Here is a 17075-nt window from a genome sequence, read left to right as displayed (position 1 = left end):
ATCACTCTCCGGCAAGCGGTTTAACGGCGGGTAACGGCTTTTTTTCAACGCGATGCACCGGGGTTAAACGGCGTTCTAACCACGCGTAAAGCTGGACGATAATAAAGTTCAGGATCAGATAAATGGCGGCGGCGCAGATAAACACTTCCATCGTGCGATAGGTGCGCTGGATGATTTGCTGCGCCACGCCAGTGACATCCCACACGGTGACCAGACTGGCCAGCGCCGTGGACTTCACCAGCAGGATCGCTTCGGTGGAATAAGCGGGCAATGCATAACGCAGCATGATCGGCGCGATGATGCGACGCAGCAGCAGCCAGCGCGACATGCCGCAGGCCAACCCGGCTTCGACCTGTCCGGGCGGCACCGCCAGCAAAGCACCACGCAGGATTTCAGCGGTATAAGCCGCGGTACACAGCGCCAGCGCCAGCACGGCGCAGGCAAAGGGCTCGCGCAGGAACGGCCAGACAAAGCTATGACGGATCACACCAAACTGCCCCAATCCGTAATAGATCAGGAAGAGCTGGATCAGCAGCGGTGAGCCGCGAAACACCAGAATGTAGCCGCGCGCGAAGCCGCTCAACACCCGCCAGCGGCTCATGCGCAGTGAGAGAATGCCGATAGCGAGAATGCCACCGCAGAGAAAGGCACTGATAAACAGGCCGAGCGTCACCGGCAACGCCGCGCTCAGCTTGAGGAAAGTGTCGGTCATGAAGGCGAAGTCAATCATACTGCTGCTCCTTAATGCTGTGCCGCAGTGCGACTTTGCCACGCGCGTCCAAGGCGAGACTCTGCCCGACGGAACGCATGATTAGACAGCAGCGTCAGCACCAGATAGCAGCCACCGCCAATCAGATAGAAAGTGAAGTAATCGCGCGTGGATCCCGCTGCCACCTGGCTGGCGCGCATCAGCTCGACGATGCCGGTAACTGACACCAGCGCCGAGTCTTTCAGGCTCATCTGCCAGACATTCGACATGCCTGGCAGCGCATAGCGCACAATTTGCGGCAGCAAAATACGCTGCGCAATACGCCAGCGTGGCATGCCGATCGCTACCGCCGCTTCCACTTCGCCTTTCGCCAGCGCCAGACGTGCCGCGCGATAGACTTCACCTTGATAGGATCCAGAGATGAGCCCGATAGCCAGTGCACCAATCAGGAACGGCGGCGCTTCGATAAAGCCATCCGCGCCGAACATCTGTCCCACCAGGGTGATCAGGCCCGATCCGCCAAAATAGAACAGGTAGATCACCAGCAGTTCCGGGATGCCGCGAAACACTGTGGAATAGGCTTCACCTAACCAGCGCATCCAGCGTTTAGGTGACAGCTTGGCCGCCGCCACGCCGGAACCGACCACTGCGCCAATCATCAACGCCGCCAGCGACAACAGCAGCGTGGTGAAGGCAGCCCCTAAAATCAGGCGGCCCCAGCCATCAGCACCAAAACTCAGCAGGCTCATCATCTTTCACCTCACTTACGGGGTTACGTCAGTTTTAAACCACTTCTCGCTCAGCTTTTTCACGGTGCCATCGGCCAGCGCAGCCTTGATAGCCTCGTCGAGTTTGGCTTTCAGATCGTTGTCAGCCATACGCACGCCCATCGCTTCGCCCTCACCCCAAATCGGGCCACCCAACTGCGGGCCACTGAAGGTCAGGTTATTGTTCTCTTTACGCGCCAGCATCGATTGGGCAAAGGTCACATCGTCGAACACCGCATCAATACGACCGGCCTGCAGATCAAGAATCGCATCTGCTGAGGAAGTGTATTCACGCACGTCGGCGACATCTTTGAAGTACTTATCAATAAATGGCGTGTAAACCGTGCCGGAAGCGATACCGATGGTTTTGCCTTTTAACGCCGCTTTCAATGGCGCAATCGCGGTGTTGATCTCTTTCTCATCGTCATGCAGCTTGATGATGTTGTGATCGGCTGGCATCAGCGGGCTGTCTTTGGTGGTGATGAAGGTGGCTGGCGTGGACGCGTAAGGCACGGTGAAATTGACCACTTTTTTGCGGTCCGGCGTGATGACGATGGCATCCATGATCACGTCATATTTGCCAGCATTCAGTCCGGCGATCATGCCGTCCCAGTTTTGCACCACCAGCTTGCACTGGATGCCCATGCGCTTACACAAGTCTTCCATCAGTTCAGGTTCAAAGCCGCCTAACTTGCCGCCCGGCAGCGTCAGGTTCCAGGGTTCATAGCTGCCTTCGGTAGCGATGGTGATCGATTTCCACTCTTTGGCCTGTACAGCAACACCGCTGATCATCAGGCTGGCAAACAGGGTCGTGAGGCAAAAACGGCGAATCGGGGCACGGTGCGTCATGCGGCTTCTCCTGGTCATTAATCGAATTGGCTGTCTCTGTTAGCTGATACAGCGCAGATGACATTTCATGTATATACAAGTTAGCTTGCGGCAGATCATTGTCGGCATAAGCTTTTTGTGAGCCAGCCAGAATAAAAAGTGATAATTACCACGTGGTCTTTACTTGTACATACAACCTAGCAAGCGGTGTGCCAATTCGGCAGAGGCGCTGGAATCAGGGAATGGTCACGGCACGGAAGTAGTGGTGCACATTCCTGGGGCGCTAATGCACTGTTATGGGGATTGCAGGGTTTGAGATGGAAGCGAGATGAGTCTGGTGCGTTACCCAAGCCCCCGACTTGATACCAATAAAAAAGGCAGCCAACTTTCAAAGGTCGCTGCCTGGTAAAAAATTTGCCTCGATGGGCATGGCGACTCGAATGATTAGCGCGGCTTTCCAGCCTGTAAAAACGCCTGCATCATCGGTTTTAACACTTTCTGCAGCTGTGCGGCACGATCCTGCTGCCAGGCAAACGGCGGCGTTTCATCCATGTAATTTACCTGTGCCAGTTCCAGCTGCACAGCCTGTACGCCCTGCTGCGGCTGGCCGTAAGCACGCGTGATATAACCGCCTTTGAAACGGCCGTTAACCACCCAGCTGTAATCGCTTTGTGCGGCACAAACCTCTTTAATCGCTTCGATCACCGCCTCCGAGCAGCTTTCACCGCTGTTGGTGCCAATGTTGATATCCGGTAACTGGCCATCGAACAAGCGCGGAATTACCGAAGCAATCGAATGAGCGTCAAACAGCAGCGCATAACCGTGTTCAGCTTTCAGTCGCGCCAGCTCTAGCTGGATCTGCTGGTGATACGGCTGCCAGATATCATCGAGATAACCCTGCCGCGCAGCAGCGCTGGGAGTTTTACCCTCAGCGAAGGTTGGCGTGCCGTCAAACAGCGTTTCAGGATAGAGTCCGGTGGTGGCGGTGGTGTACAGCGGCTGGTTATCCGGCGGACGGTTAAGGTCGATGACAAAACGTGAGTAGTGGCCAATCAACACGCTGGCCCCTAAATCGCGCACAAAATCGTACAGCAGCGGAATGTGCCAGTCGGTATCCGGCAAGCCGCGGGCCGCGTCGCTCAATCCAGCATCCACTTCAGGCGTTAATTGGGTACCCGCATGCGGGATGCTGACCAGCAGCGGCAGCTTACCGGCGGTGAAATGAAAAGGTGTCATTGCGCTTCTCCACGATAGATAACCTGGCACGGCAGTTCGCCGCCCAACCAGTAAACCAGTTCTGCCGGACGCGCCAGCGGCCAGTGCACAAAGTTTGCCACCTTGCCGGCCTCGAGCGAACCGTGCGAGTGCTGTAATCCCAACGCTTTAGCGCCCCATAAGGTCACGCCTGCCAGCGCCTCTTCCGGCGTCATGCCAAACAGCGTGCAGCCCATATTCAACATCAGACGCAGCGACAGCGCCGGTGAAGTCCCCGGATTCGCATCGCTGGCCAGCGCCATTGGCACGCCGTGTTTGCGGAACAGATCCACTGGCGGGCGTTGTGTTTCTCGCAGCAGATAGAACGCGCCCGGCAGCAACACTGCGACGGTGCCGTGCTGTGCCATCGCTTGCGCATCGGCTTCGGTGGCGTATTCAAGATGATCGGCTGACAAGGCGCCGTATTCGGCCGCCAGCGTGGCACCGCCCAGTGCAGAAAGCTGCTCGGCGTGCAGCTTGACCGGCATCCCCAACGCTTTGGCTTGATCAAACACCGCCCTAACCTGCTCAGGGGAAAAGGCCAGATGTTCGCAGAAGGCGTCGACGGCATCCGCCAGCCCTTTCGCCTTCACCTGCGGTAACAAGCGATTGCAGATGATATCGATCCAGCCTTGTGGATTTTCTTTAAACTCGGGCGGGAAGCCGTGTGCGGCCAGACAGGTGGAGAGCACATCGGCGGGCACCGTTTCCGCCAATTCGCGTATGGCGCGCAGCATGGTCAGCTCGCTGGTTTCATTGAGGCCATAACCCGATTTAATCTCTACCGTGGTGACACCTTCTGCCAGCAATCGATCCAGACGCCAGCGCGCACTTGCCACCAACTCCTGCTGTGATGCCGCGCGCGTAGCACGCACCGTGGAGAGAATACCGCCGCCCTGCGCCGCGATCTCGGCATAGCTGACGCCGTTCAGACGCTGCTCGAACTCCTGGCTGCGATCTCCGCCAAACACCAGATGCGTATGGCAATCCACCAGACCCGGCGTGATGATGCCGCCGTCAAATTGCTGCTGCGTACGCGGGGCAAAATCCGGTAGTTCACTGCGCGGTCCTACCCAAATCAGCTCGCCGTTATCCACCGCCAGTGCGCCGTCGGCAATCAGGTTATAGTGCCCGTCTCGCATCGTGACGATATCGGCCCCCAGCCACAGGCTGTCGATCTGCTTCGCTTCTGCCATCCCACTCCCCTTCACGTCTGACGATTTACAGTGCGTCTCAAAGTATGTATATGTATATACAACTTTCCGCCCTTAAGGATCAACCATGGCCGTTTTTTTTGCCCCACGCGCGCTGCTGGCCGACGGCTGGCATGAAGACGTATTGATTACCACTGACGCATCCGGACAGATCGCAGAACTCACTCCCAATTGCACGCCAGGCAGCGCCACTCGCCTTGCTGGCCCGGTGATCCCTGCTATCGCTAACCTGCATTCGCACGCCTTCCAGCGCGCCATGGCTGGGCTGGCTGAAGTGGCGGGCGATCCGCAGGACAGCTTCTGGACCTGGCGCGATTTGATGTACCGCATGGTGCAGCGCCTGTCGCCTGAGCAGGTCGGCGATATCGCCACCCATCTCTATATCGATATGCTGAAGGGCGGCTACAGCCAGGTGGCGGAATTCCACTACTTACACCACGATGCGCAGGGCAAACCCTATGCCGATGACGCGATGCTGCTCAACCTGATTGCCTCCGCCGAGACGGCCGGTATCGGTCAGACGCTGCTGCCGGTGCTCTACAGCTACAGCGGATTTGGATCGCAACCGGCCAGCGACGGCCAGCGCCGTTTTATCCAGCAAACGGAGGCTTATCTGCAGCAACAGCAACGTGCAGCGCAATGGAGCGCCAATAAGCCGCTGCTTAATCATGGCATCTGTTTCCACTCGCTGCGCGCGGTGAGTGAAGCCCAGATGCGTGAAGTGCTGGCCGCCGGCGCTGCTGATGTGCCGGTGCATATTCATGTAGCCGAGCAGGAAAAAGAGGTTAATGACAGCCTGGCGTGGAGCGGCGAGCGGCCAGTTTCCTGGCTGTATAATCGATTCGAGGTGGATCAGCGCTGGTGCCTGATTCATGCCACCCATCTGGACGACAGTGAAATTCAGCGCATGGCGGCCAGCGGTGCGATTGCCGGACTCTGTCCGACCACCGAAGCCAATCTTGGCGACGGCATCTTCCCGGCGGTGGAATATATTGCACAAGGTGGACGCTGGGGCATTGGCTCGGACAGCCACGTGTCGCTCAGCGCGCAGGAAGAGTTGCGCTGGCTGGAGTACGGTCAGCGCCTGCGCGATCGTCGTCGCAACCGAATCACCCTGCCCCACCAGCCTTCTGTGGGCGATCTGCTGTGGCAGCAGGCGGCACAAGGCGGTGCGCAGGCGTGCGCGATCAACACCGGTGAACTGGCCGTGGGAAAACGTGCCGACTGGCTGGTGCTGGAAAACGATGCCTTCCTGAGCAGCGTGAGTTCCGCTTCCTTACTTAATCGCTGGTTGTTTGGTGGCACGCAAAGACAGATCCGCGATGTGTTTGTCGCCGGTAATCAGGTAATCAGTGAAGGCCATCATCCTGCCGAAGAAGCCGCAGCCGCACGCTTCGCCCAGGCCATGAGTGCACTGCAATGAGAACGCATTTTGACTACAGCCAGCTGCCGGTCAGCCGCTGGCGCAACGGCGGCGGTGAAACGCGTGAAATCATGAGTTTTCCGTCCGGTGAAGCGCAGTTTGGCTGGCGCGCCAGTATTGCCACCATCGATGCCGACGGACCTTTTTCGCCGTTCCCCGGTATCGATCGTGTGATTACGCTGCTGAATGGCGATAGCGTGGTGCTGCGCAGCGAGAGTGTTGAGCACAGGTTGTTGCCGCATCAGCCATGGGCGTTTCCGGGGGAATGGTCGATTGAGGCACAGATTAGCGGCAGCTGTCAGGATTTCAACATCATGACACGCCGCGACAGTTGGCAGGCTCAGGTGGACGTCGTACAAGACGCCGCTACCAGCGAACACGGTGTCGCGTGGGTATTATCCGGCGAATGGCAGAGTGCAGACGGCGAACGCATTGCGGTTAATCAGGGAATGTGGTGGCTGGATGAAGAGACGCAGCTGGCACCGCGAACCTCGGATGCCAGCCTGCTGTTTGTGGCGCTTAACCGTGTCCTCTGAAACGCCCCAATAACTTATAGCGCGAGCCTGGATAAAGCAGGCGCGCGTAAGTCACTATCTTGTTGTCGCTCCATGTCTGACGACGAATCAACAAGCAGGGTTCGTGCTCATCCAGCGCCAGATGTTTACGCTGGCGCAGATCGGGCAGTACCGCTTCCACAATATGCTCACCGGCGGTCAACGGCGCCACGCGCATCAAATAGGTGTAGGGCGTCAGTTGATGATAATCCTGACTGAGGTAATCGGGCGCCACCAGCGGGTTGACCAGACGATCTTCCAGTTGCACCGGCATATCGTTTTCGTAATGCACAATCAACGAATGATACAGCGTCTGCCCGGTGGATAAGCCCAACACAGCGGCCTGCTCCGGATCGGCCTTCATCTGCCCAATCGATAAAATTTTGCAGCTGTGGCGATGACCACGTTGGGCAATTTCATCGGCGATGTTATGTACTTCGAGCATCGCGGTATAGCCCTTCATCTCCGCGACGAAGGTGCCGACGCCTTGCATACGCACCAGGAACCCTTCACTGGTGAGTTCACGCAGCGCGCGGTTGATGGTCATGCGACTCACGCCCAGCTCATTCACCAGTTCACTTTCGGACGGCACGCGCTGGTTGGCTTTCCAGTGGCCTTCACGGATCTGGCTGACGATGGCCTGTTTCACGCGTTGATAAATCGGCGCGGGTTCATCACCCATTGCCGCAGCCAGCTGGGCTACTGCCGTTTGCTCCGCCATGTCCTGTTCCTTTTTCGAGTAATGCCCAAAGTTTACTGTCTCAGCCCGTAAATGTATATACATCCAATTGTGCAGACCGCGCGTTAACAGTGCAGCGTTCTCCCTGTTTCGGTGCAATGCGGCTGCGGCTGGATGACACTTCCCGCATTGCGGCGCATTTCACAGAATCCAATCAATCTGGCACAGCCCTTGCTACTTGTATAGACAAGATTAGACACTTATGCTTCACTCAGCTCATTCAATGGTGCTACCCCATGCCACATCGCAAACCTAAGGCTTGCAGGTCGCACCCGATCACTTGTATAGACAGGAGTAGACTATGTCAGGTTCGGTTCAGGAAATTCGCCTCGTTCCCGGTGAAGTGGACCTCGCGACCTTGCGGGCGATTTATCAAAGCAAGGTAACGCTCACGTTAGCGGATGACGCTCGTGCGGCCATCGATCGCGCGAATGAAACCGTCGATGCCATCGTGGCTTCAGGCAAAGTGGTGTACGGCATTAACACCGGCTTCGGCAAACTGGCCCAGACACAGATTCCTTCTGAGCGTCTGGCAGAGTTGCAGCGCAATCTGGTGCTGTCGCACAGCGTGGGTTTGGGCAATTTACTGCCGGATAACGTCGCACGTTTAGTGGTCGCCACCAAAATTATCAGCCTGGCACGCGGTCACTCCGGCGTGCGTATCCAGTTAATCGAAGCCCTGCTAGCGCTGTTTAATGCCGGTGTGATGCCGTGCATCCCGGAAAAAGGGTCGGTTGGCGCCTCCGGCGATTTAGCCCCGCTGGCCCATCTGTCACTGATGTTGCTGGGCGAAGGCCAAGTGCGCGTTGACGGAGAATTGATTCCTGCCACTGAAGGCCTGGCACGCGTCGGTCTGCAGCCAATTGTACTGGGACCGAAAGAAGGTTTGGCACTGCTGAATGGCACCCAGGTCTCTAACGCGCTGGCACTGCGCGGCCTGTTTGAAGCCGAAAACCTGTTTGCCGCAGGCTTGATGGCGGGCGCACTGTCACTGGAAGCGATCAAAGGCTCGGTAAAACCTTTCGATGCACGTATCCATCAGGCACGCGGTCAGCACGGGCAAATCGCGGTGGCCGCTGCCGTTTCTTCCTTACTGGAAGGCAGTGAAATCCTCAGCTCACATACCAACTGCGGTCGCGTGCAGGATCCCTACTCGATTCGCTGCGTTCCTCAGGTGATGGGCGCGTGTTTAGACAACCTCAGCCATGCGGCACGCGTACTGCAAATCGAAGCCAACGCGGCCTCTGATAACCCGCTGGTGTTCAGTGAGAGCGGTGATGTGATTTCGGGCGGTAACTTCCACGCCGAGCCTGTGGCGTTTGCCGCCGATATCATCGCATTGGCGATTGCCGAAATCGGCGCCATTTCCGAGCGCCGTATGGCGCTGTTGCTGGATACCGGCCTCTCTGGCCTGCCGCCATTCCTGGTGCGTGATGGCGGAGTCAACTCCGGCTTTATGATTGCCCAGGTCACGGCTGCCGCACTGGCCTCTGAAAACAAATCGCTGGCGCATCCGGGTAGCGTGGATAGCCTGCCGACCTCTGCGAACCAGGAAGATCATGTCTCAATGGCCACCTACGCCGCGCGTCGCCTCGGAGATATGTGCTTCAACACCGCTGCCGTAGTGGGCATTGAAGCTATGGCTGCGGCGCAAGGCATCGACTTCCATCGTCCGCTGCAAAGCTCGACCGCGCTGGAACAAGAGATGAGCCGCATCCGCGAGAAAGTCGCCTTCCTCGATCAAGACCGTTTAATGGCGCCGGATATCGAATCCATGCGTCTGTGGGCCAGCAGTCACGCCTGGCCTGAATCCCTTACTGCGCTGCTGCCAAGCCAGCGTTCACCTTCCCTTTAAGGAATTGATGATGAGCGAAACTTTGTCTCAGGCTGTTGCCCGTGAAATCCGTGCGCCGCGCGGTAATGAACTGCATTGTGCGAACTGGTTGATTGAAGCGGCTTACCGCATGATCCAGAACAACCTCGATCCTGATGTGGCCGAGCGACCGGAAGATCTGGTGGTATATGGCGGCATCGGTAAAGCCGCACGTAACTGGGAGTGCTTTGAGCAGATTCTGCGTTCACTGCGTGCGTTGCAGCCTGAAGAAACCCTGTTAATCCAGTCGGGCAAACCAGTGGGCGTGTTCCGTACCCACGCCGATGCACCGCGTGTGTTGCTGGCGAACTCCAACCTGGTGCCGCACTGGGCCAACTGGGATCATTTCCACGAGTTAGATAAAGCTGGTCTGATGATGTATGGCCAGATGACTGCCGGATCCTGGATTTACATCGGTGCGCAAGGCATCGTGCAGGGCACCTTTGAAACCTTCGCCGAAGCTGGTCGTCAGCATTATGACAGCGATCTGAGCGGCCGCTGGATACTGACAGCGGGCCTGGGTGGCATGGGCGGCGCACAACCGCTGGCTGGCGTACTGGCCGGTGCCAGCGTGTTAGCCATTGAGTGCCAGGAATCCCGCATCGATTTCCGTCTGCGTACCCGATATGTCGACCATAAAGCTTACACCTTAGACGAAGCGCTGGATCTGATTGATAAGGCCACCAAAGCCAAACAGGCGATCTCCGTTGGCTTACTCGGCAACGCCGCCGAGATCGTGCCAGAGCTAGTGAAACGCGCCAAAGCTGGCGGGATGAAGCCGGATATCGTTACCGATCAGACTTCCGCTCACGATCCGATCAATGGTTATCTGCCGGTGGGCTGGGACGTTGAGCGCTGGCAGTCCGAGCGCGTCAGCAATCCGAAAGCTGTCGAGAAAGCGGCTCGCGCGTCGATGGCAGTGCATGTGCAGGCGATGCTCGATTTCCACCACATGGGTGTGCCAACCGTGGATTACGGCAACAACATCCGTCAGGTGGCGCTGGATGAAGGGGTGAAAAACGCCTTTGATTTCCCTGGCTTTGTGCCGGCCTACATTCGTCCGCTGTTCTGCGAAGGCAAAGGTCCGTTCCGCTGGGTGGCGCTGTCAGGCGATCCGGAAGATATCTACAAAACCGATGCCAAGCTGAAAGAACTTTTCCCGGATCATAAGAACCTGCATCGCTGGCTCGATATGGCGCAGGAGCGTATCGCCTTCCAGGGCTTGCCGGCGCGTATCTGCTGGTTGGGCCTCGGCGAGCGTCATAAAGCCGCACTCGCGTTCAATGAAATGGTGCGTAACGGTGAGCTGAAAGCGCCTATCGTCATCGGCCGTGACCACCTGGACTGCGGTTCTGTAGCGTCACCAAACCGCGAAACTGAAGCGATGAAAGACGGTTCGGATGCCGTCTCCGACTGGCCGCTGCTGAACGCCTTGCTGAACACCGCAGGCGGCGCGACCTGGGTAAGCCTGCATCACGGCGGCGGCGTCGGGATGGGCTTCTCGCAGCACTCCGGCGTGGTGATTGTCTGCGACGGCACCGCCGAAGCCGACGCGCGCCTTGGCCGTGTGCTGTGGAACGATCCGGCGACCGGTGTGATGCGTCACGCGGATGCGGGCTATGAACTGGCGCAGAGCTGCGCGAAAGAACATGGCTTGAACCTGCCAATGCAGAAGTAAACTGTCGAGATAACTGAAGTCGCCCTTCACCGGGCGACTTTTTCATTTCGTCTTAGCTCAGCCGCCAAACTGCCGCGCTATTCGCTACGCAATTTTTCGTGCAATACCTCCGACTGACAACCTTAGATTGCCGGATAAAACGCGTGGATACCCTTCAATCCTTCAATCCTTCAATCCTTCAATCCTTCAATCCTTCAATCCTTCAATCCCGCATGCTGCCGGGTATATTCCATTCCGCTATACCCTATAGCCAAATTATTCCTTTCCACGATAGACGCCGCCCTGCGCTTACCACTACAGTGGAGACATCACGTTACGTGTCAGAGAAATCGCAGCCATTGCTGCTGATGGAGAGCCTTACCTTATGAGCCTGCCTGCCGTCCTGCTGGAAAACGCCCTGAACTGGCGTCGTCAGTTACACCAACATCCTGAACTCGGTTACCAAGAGCAGCAAACCAGTGAACTGGTTGCGAACGTACTTTCTGAAGCAGGGTTACAGGTGTTCCGTGGGCTAGCAGGCACAGGCGTGATTGGCACACTGGAAAACGGTCCGGGCCCGGTCATTGGTTTACGTGCCGATATGGATGCGTTACCAATTACCGAAAAAGGCGCGCCGGAGTGGAAATCTACCCGTCCCGGCGTGATGCACGCCTGCGGTCACGATGGACATACCGCGATTCTTCTCGCGGCGGCCTGCCAACTGGCCGCCACGCGCAACTTCAAAGGTACGGTGCACTTCCTGTTCCAGCCGGCTGAAGAGAACCTCGGCGGTGCGCGCAAGATGGTGGAAGAGGGTTTATTCACGCGCTTCCCGATGGATGCGGTGTACGCCATGCACAACTGGCCGGGTTTGCCGGTGGGTTCGCTGGCAGTCAATCCGGGTGCGATGATGGCCTCGCTCGATTCGTTTGAGATCACCCTCAACGGCAAAAGCTGTCATGCCGCGATGCCAGAAAGCGGTGCCGATCCGATGGTGGTGGCAGCAGAGCTGATCATGGCGCTGCAAACCATCCCGTCACGCCGTTTGTCGCCGCTGGCGTCAGCGGTGGTGAGCGTGACGCAGATCCACGGTGGTGAAGCGATCAATGTGATTCCCGAGCAGATTGTGCTGCGTGGTACGGTGCGATGTTTGCAGACTGACGTACGTGACCGCGTGCGCAGTCTGATTGAAGATTTTGTCACTACCCTGCCGCGCCCGTTTGGCGTCAGCGGCGAGATTCACTGGTATCCGGGTTATCCCGTCACGGCTAACCATGCCGGTCCAGCGGAACAAGTGCGTGAGGTTGCCCAGCGCGTGTTAGGCGAATCGCAGGTGCACTGGCAGGTTAACCCTTCTATGGCATCAGAAGATTTCGCCTGTATGCTGGAATCCTGCCCTGGTGCTTACTTCTGGCTCGGTGCCGATGGCACAACACCTTCTGCCCCACTGCACAACGCGCATTATGATTTCAATGATGAGTTGCTGCCGATTGGTATCAGTTTCTGGCAACACCTGGTGGAGAGCGTGCTGGTCAAAGCCTGACTGGCAGAATTCCCGGAACTCAGGAGTCTCATGCGAAATTGCAAGTTGGTTGCAGCCTGACGGCCGGATTTCCCAGAACCAGGAATCTCAAGCGGCACTGTAGCAAGCAGCGGTAAACTCTACGGCGCTACTCATACTGAGGGGAAATCGGGTAGGTGCCCGCCACGCGAACCGCATCAAAGCCCTTAACACTCGCATACCGCTTCAAAGCGCTCTATGCACGACTGCACGATTGATTTTAAATCATCTCTCGGCTGTGTATTTGACCCGCAACCCAAGGCTGCGGGTATTGTTCTATCCGTCAGATCCCAGCCTGCTGCAATCGCGTCTCCGCCTCATCCAGCGTCGCTGATTCCCCGGTTGCCACTAAGCAGCACGCCAACTGCAAACGCAGCGCCTGCGGCACCGCACGTTCGCCCTTCAGCACCTGTTTGATCCAGTCAGCGGTATCCTGCGCATTTTTACTTTCTGGCAATTCCACAATGATTTCCGGCTGGCGCTCAATCCACACTTCAGCCTCTTCGCCCGCGCCCGCAATATAGTTAATCGCCGGGCAGCGTTGCGGATTGGCATACACCTCACCTTCAGTACCGTTCAGCAGGATGGCGGGCGCATCAATATCCTGGAAGAACTTGCCGACGCGCGGCACATATTCCGGATGGGAAACACTCGCCAGGCGCAACGCGGCGCGTTCGGCAAACGGCGTCGCCAGCTTAGCCAGTGTATGCGCGCTGTTACGCACGCCCATGCGCCAGCGCAGCGACAGCTGTTTTGCCATCGGTGCACACAGGTGATCGATGGTGATAAAAGCCAGTTCGCCACTGTCCAGCTTCACTTGTGCCTGCTGCGCTGTGGTGACCGGCGCAATATCCAGCGCTGCCAGTACCGCTTCGGTGGTAATGCGCGTTGGGTCGTCACTCACACCGTGCAGCAATACTGGAAAACCGAGTTTGCTTAACAGTAAGGCCAGCAGCGGGGTGAGATTGCCCTGACGACGTGCGCCGTTGTAGCTGGGAATCACAATCGGCATCGGGCGATTGGCGGGCGGCTGCAACTGCATCATCTGCCGCTGCATCGCGTGGTAAAAGCCACGCATCTCCTCTTCGCCTTCACCTTTAATACGCAAGGCGATCAGCACACCACCCAGCTCCAGTTCAGGCACTTCATCCGCCAGCATGGCGCTGTAAAGTGCAACGGCGGTGTCGAAATCGATATCGCGCGCGTGGTTCTTTCCGCGCCCAATCTCTTTGATTATTTTATTCAGTTCCATCAGGGCATTCCCGCTTCCAGGGCGCGCCGATACCCGGCTGCCAAAAGGTCATTGATGTGCGCCTGGCACATCTACGATTTCTTACTTTTACGCTTCGCTGGTTTAACTGCAGCTTTAACCGCTACTTTTACCGCTGGTTTTATGCTGGCTTCAGGCACCGCCGGTTGTTCAATCGGAAACACCGGCAAGGCGGCCAACAGGCGACTGCCGTAAGCTTTGTTCAGCAAACGCCGGTCATAGATCACGATTTCGCCCGTGCAGTGATGGCTACGAATCAGACGCCCAACCTGCTGAATCAGCGTAAACGAGGCGCTCGGTAAACTCTGCACTTCGAACGGGTAGCGTTTGAGGCTCTTCAGCCACTCCCCTTCGGTCAAAATTACCGGACTGTCCACCGGGGGAAAAGCAATTTTATGGATATGCACCTGCGTTAGCAGATCGCCCTTTAAATCCAGCCCTTCAGCAAAAGACTGCAGCCCGACCAGAATACTGGTTTGCCCCGCTTCGACTCGCTGGCGATGCAACTCCACTAAACGCGAACGGGGCTGATCGCCCTGCACCAGCATTGATAAACGTAATGCGGTGACATGGCTGACAAACTGCTGCATCGCACGTCCGCTGGCAAACAGCACCAACACGCCTTTATGCTTCTCTTCCGCCATTTGCTGCAGGAAGAAGCCTGCCATTTCGGCGATGTGCTCCGCTTCATTGGCCATTAACGGTTCATAGCGCATTTGCGGGATCACCAGCTTGCCCTGATCGACATGATTAAACGGCGAGTCCAGCGCCACAAATCGATCGCCCGCTTTCTCACTCAGGCCAGACATCTCCTGCAAGCGATGAAAACTGTTGAGTGAACGCAAGGTCGCCGAGGTCACTACCACATGCGGAATCTTGCGCCACAGCAGTTTCTCCAGCTGATCGCTGACGCGAATCCCGGCGCAGTGGAACAGCAGATGCGCCTGGCCGTCGCGAATTTCACGGGTAATCCATTTCGATACCGGCGCGTTTGAGGCTTTTTCAATCGCCGCCAACCGCCATAGTTTACTGATTGATTCGAACCAGCCGAACTGGCGATTGAGCTGAATGATCGCCCGATGCAGACGCATGATGTCGGCTTTTCCGGTTTGCTCACCCAACTCATTGAGTAACCCTTCGCTCAACCCGCGCAGTGCATCACTCAGCTTGAACAGCCGCGCGCACATCGTCATCAGTTCTTCCGGCAACTCACCCAGCACAAAACGAAACTCGCCGGGCTGGTTGTGCGCGGGTAATAGCGGGTTGAGCGCATCGCACAGAATTTGCAGCAGCTCACGCATCTCATCGCAGTGGCCTTTCAACCGTTCAGGATTAGTCAGCGGTGGCGGCGATTTGGGGCGGAACTGCGCCATGATGGTTTCCACCAGCCGTACAAACAGATCGAGCTGTAAGCTGCTCCAGCCGGGGGTGATTTCCGCGCTCATCTCCAGCGCGTCACGCGCCACTTCAGGTAGATGATGGCCCTCGTCCAGCACCAGCATCAGATGTTTAGGCGGCGGTAAGACGGATTCATTCTCCATCGCCGCCATCACCAGCGCATGGTTCGCCACCACCACATCTGCCTGTTCAATTTCACGACGCGCGACAAAGAACGGGCACTCACGATACCAGCGGCAGTGGTGCCCCAGGCAGTTGGCTTTGTCGGTGGAAAGGCGCTGCCACAGGCTGTCATCAATCGAGACATCGGAGTGATCGCGCAGGCCATCCCATTGATAGCGGCTGAGCTGTTTCTCTAATTTGGCGCAGAACTTCTGCTCTTCTTTCGAGCCAGTCACCGCTTCTTCATCAAGATACAGCAGCAAATCGCCTTGCTGATCTTCCGTCGCCGCCAGTGCCGCGAGATTGCGCGGGCAGACATAGCGGCCACGACCAAATGCGGCAGTGAAGGTGAGATCGGGGATGATTTTTTTCAGCAGCGGCAGGTCTTTGCTGAAGATTTGATCCTGCAGCGCCACGTTGGCGGTGCTGATCACTAATCGTTTCTCCTCGGCACGGCTTACCGCAATACCAGGAATCAAATAAGACAAGGTTTTGCCCACGCCGGTGGGGGCTTCAATCGCCAGATGGCGACCTTCGTCACCGGCCAGGCTTTTCGCCACTTCAGCGATCATTTGACGCTGTGGCGCGCGCGGGATGAAGTCAGGAACCTGCTGCTGCAGCGCCTTATACCATTGCGCAATCTGGCTTTTTATCGCTGCTGTCAGGGCCATGTTCATTACTGTTTGCTGAATTGGCCTGTATTTTTACACAGTATCGGCGCAGCGTCAGCTTTCACTGCTATTTTTTCGCGCTGGATTCAGAATTTCACGCATCGCGCGGATCAGCGTTTCGCGTGACCGCCCGCGGCGGAAGGCAAACGAAAACGGTGCGCGAAAGTGGAAATGCTGTGGCAGCAAGCGGCATAGCGTGCCCTGCTGTTCCCCGCTATGTGCATAGTGTTCCGGCAAATAGCCGATAAATCGCCCGGAGAGGATCAGCGTCAATTGCGCTTCAATACTCTCCACCGAGGCGTTGCTCTGGCGAAAACCGCGCTTATTCAACTCCTGCTGATTCCAGTAACGTCGCGTCACCATGCCGGTTTGCTGCACAGTGCGCACATCCGGATCGCCCTGCGCCAGCGGATGCTGCGGGCTGCAATACAGCCAGTGCTGCTCTTCATACAGCGGGATGGTCACCAGATTACTGGCACGCAGCGGAAAGTGACCAATCGCCAGATCGAGACGATCTTCCAGTAACTGCTGCTGCAACTCATTGGGATCGCGCACGCTGAGATTGAAAAACACCGCCGGAAAACGCTGGTTAAAGCGCGCAATTGCCGCCGGCAGATCCAGCGTGCTGTCGGTGACTGTGGCATCCACTACGCCCAACGAAAAGGTGCCACCCTGCGCGCTTTTTAGCGTCTCGACCTGCTCCTGCCACCCCGCCAGCGTAGCCAGCATTTCCTGGCTGTAACGATGAAACTGCTCGCCTTTGGTGGTGAGGGTAAAGCCGCCACGTCCGCGCTGGCACAGGATAAATCCCAGCTGCGTTTCCAGCTCGCTCATATAGGCGCTGATGGCGGGCGTGGTCATATTGAGCGACTGTTGTGCACGCGAGTAGCCCTGATTTTCCACCACGCTGGCAAACACCTGCAGCAGTTTGAGATTGGGAAGTGTTTGCACCGCATTTCCTTCAGTGATTGCTGACTAAAGTTAACCAATCTATG

At 57.2% G+C, this 17075-nt stretch carries 14 protein-coding genes; 5 read left to right on the top strand and 9 right to left on the bottom strand.

Features of this window, described 5'->3' with window-relative positions; translation table 11 throughout:
- Position 1: 1 nt before the first annotated feature.
- From ACXI0A_RS07990 to hutI, 5 genes are all read right to left on the bottom strand, one after another.
- The gene (locus tag ACXI0A_RS07990; protein WP_476149484.1) at positions 2-730 is read right to left on the bottom strand and encodes an ABC transporter permease subunit; all 729 of its coding nucleotides are present in this window, start codon (positions 728-730) and stop codon (positions 2-4) included.
- Positions 731-741: 11 nt separating this feature from the next.
- Positions 742-1461 carry an ABC transporter permease gene (locus ACXI0A_RS07985; RefSeq protein ID WP_224929748.1) on the bottom strand — a complete coding sequence of 240 codons (720 nt, stop codon included), beginning with the start codon at positions 1459-1461 and terminating at the stop codon, positions 742-744.
- Positions 1462-1473: 12 nt separating this feature from the next.
- The gene (locus tag ACXI0A_RS07980) at positions 1474-2325 is read right to left on the bottom strand and encodes a transporter substrate-binding domain-containing protein (protein ID WP_224929751.1); all 852 of its coding nucleotides are present in this window, start codon (positions 2323-2325) and stop codon (positions 1474-1476) included.
- A 423-nt stretch (positions 2326-2748) separates the two neighbouring features.
- Complete coding sequence (gene hutG, locus ACXI0A_RS07975) at positions 2749-3540, bottom strand: N-formylglutamate deformylase (RefSeq protein ID WP_476149487.1); 792 nt, start codon at positions 3538-3540, stop codon at positions 2749-2751.
- The gene (hutI, locus tag ACXI0A_RS07970; protein WP_476149489.1) at positions 3537-4754 is read right to left on the bottom strand and encodes an imidazolonepropionase; all 1218 of its coding nucleotides are present in this window, start codon (positions 4752-4754) and stop codon (positions 3537-3539) included. Before hutI ends, hutG begins: the two co-directional genes overlap by 4 nt.
- An 85-nt stretch (positions 4755-4839) precedes the next feature.
- On the opposite strand from hutI, the gene ACXI0A_RS07965 reads away from it, so the two are divergent.
- The gene (locus tag ACXI0A_RS07965; protein WP_476149491.1) at positions 4840-6195 is read left to right on the top strand and encodes a formimidoylglutamate deiminase; all 1356 of its coding nucleotides are present in this window, start codon (positions 4840-4842) and stop codon (positions 6193-6195) included.
- Positions 6192-6731: a HutD family protein gene (locus ACXI0A_RS07960; protein ID WP_476149492.1), complete on the top strand. Its 540-nt coding sequence runs from the start codon at positions 6192-6194 to the stop codon at positions 6729-6731. The genes ACXI0A_RS07965 and ACXI0A_RS07960 overlap by 4 nt, the downstream gene beginning before the upstream one ends.
- On the opposite strand, the gene hutC is transcribed toward ACXI0A_RS07960, so the two are convergent.
- The gene (gene hutC / locus ACXI0A_RS07955) at positions 6715-7470 is read right to left on the bottom strand and encodes a histidine utilization repressor (protein WP_084936049.1); all 756 of its coding nucleotides are present in this window, start codon (positions 7468-7470) and stop codon (positions 6715-6717) included. The genes ACXI0A_RS07960 and hutC overlap by 17 nt on opposite strands.
- 319 nt (positions 7471-7789) lie before the next feature.
- Between hutC and hutH the strand changes: the two genes are divergently transcribed.
- From hutH to ACXI0A_RS07940, 3 genes are all read left to right on the top strand, one after another.
- Entirely contained in the window at positions 7790-9343 is a 1554-nt protein-coding gene (gene hutH, locus ACXI0A_RS07950) for a histidine ammonia-lyase (protein ID WP_224929766.1), read from the top strand.
- A 10-nt stretch (positions 9344-9353) separates the two neighbouring features.
- Positions 9354-11039 carry a urocanate hydratase gene (gene hutU, locus ACXI0A_RS07945; protein WP_476151122.1) on the top strand — a complete coding sequence of 562 codons (1686 nt, stop codon included), beginning with the start codon at positions 9354-9356 and terminating at the stop codon, positions 11037-11039.
- Between the two features lie 364 nt (positions 11040-11403).
- Entirely contained in the window at positions 11404-12561 is a 1158-nt protein-coding gene (locus tag ACXI0A_RS07940; RefSeq protein WP_476149494.1) for an amidohydrolase, read from the top strand.
- A gap of 301 nt (positions 12562-12862) precedes the next feature.
- Here ACXI0A_RS07940 and ybiB read toward each other — a convergent pair whose 3' ends face one another.
- From ybiB to ACXI0A_RS07925, 3 genes are all read right to left on the bottom strand, one after another.
- Positions 12863-13831: a DNA-binding protein YbiB gene (gene ybiB, locus ACXI0A_RS07935; RefSeq protein ID WP_476149496.1), complete on the bottom strand. Its 969-nt coding sequence runs from the start codon at positions 13829-13831 to the stop codon at positions 12863-12865.
- 71 nt (positions 13832-13902) lie between these two features.
- Positions 13903-16080 carry an ATP-dependent DNA helicase DinG gene (gene dinG / locus ACXI0A_RS07930; RefSeq protein ID WP_476151124.1) on the bottom strand — a complete coding sequence of 726 codons (2178 nt, stop codon included), beginning with the start codon at positions 16078-16080 and terminating at the stop codon, positions 13903-13905.
- A gap of 54 nt (positions 16081-16134) precedes the next feature.
- Positions 16135-17031, bottom strand: a complete 897-nt coding sequence (locus ACXI0A_RS07925) for a LysR substrate-binding domain-containing protein (protein ID WP_476149497.1) — start codon at positions 17029-17031, stop codon at positions 16135-16137.
- Between the last annotated feature and the right edge of the window lie 44 nt (positions 17032-17075).

The organism is Pantoea sp. C1E2, from assembly GCF_056491465.1.
Note: the sequence above shows the minus strand (reverse complement) of the source record. Positions and strands in the feature narration are given on the sequence as shown.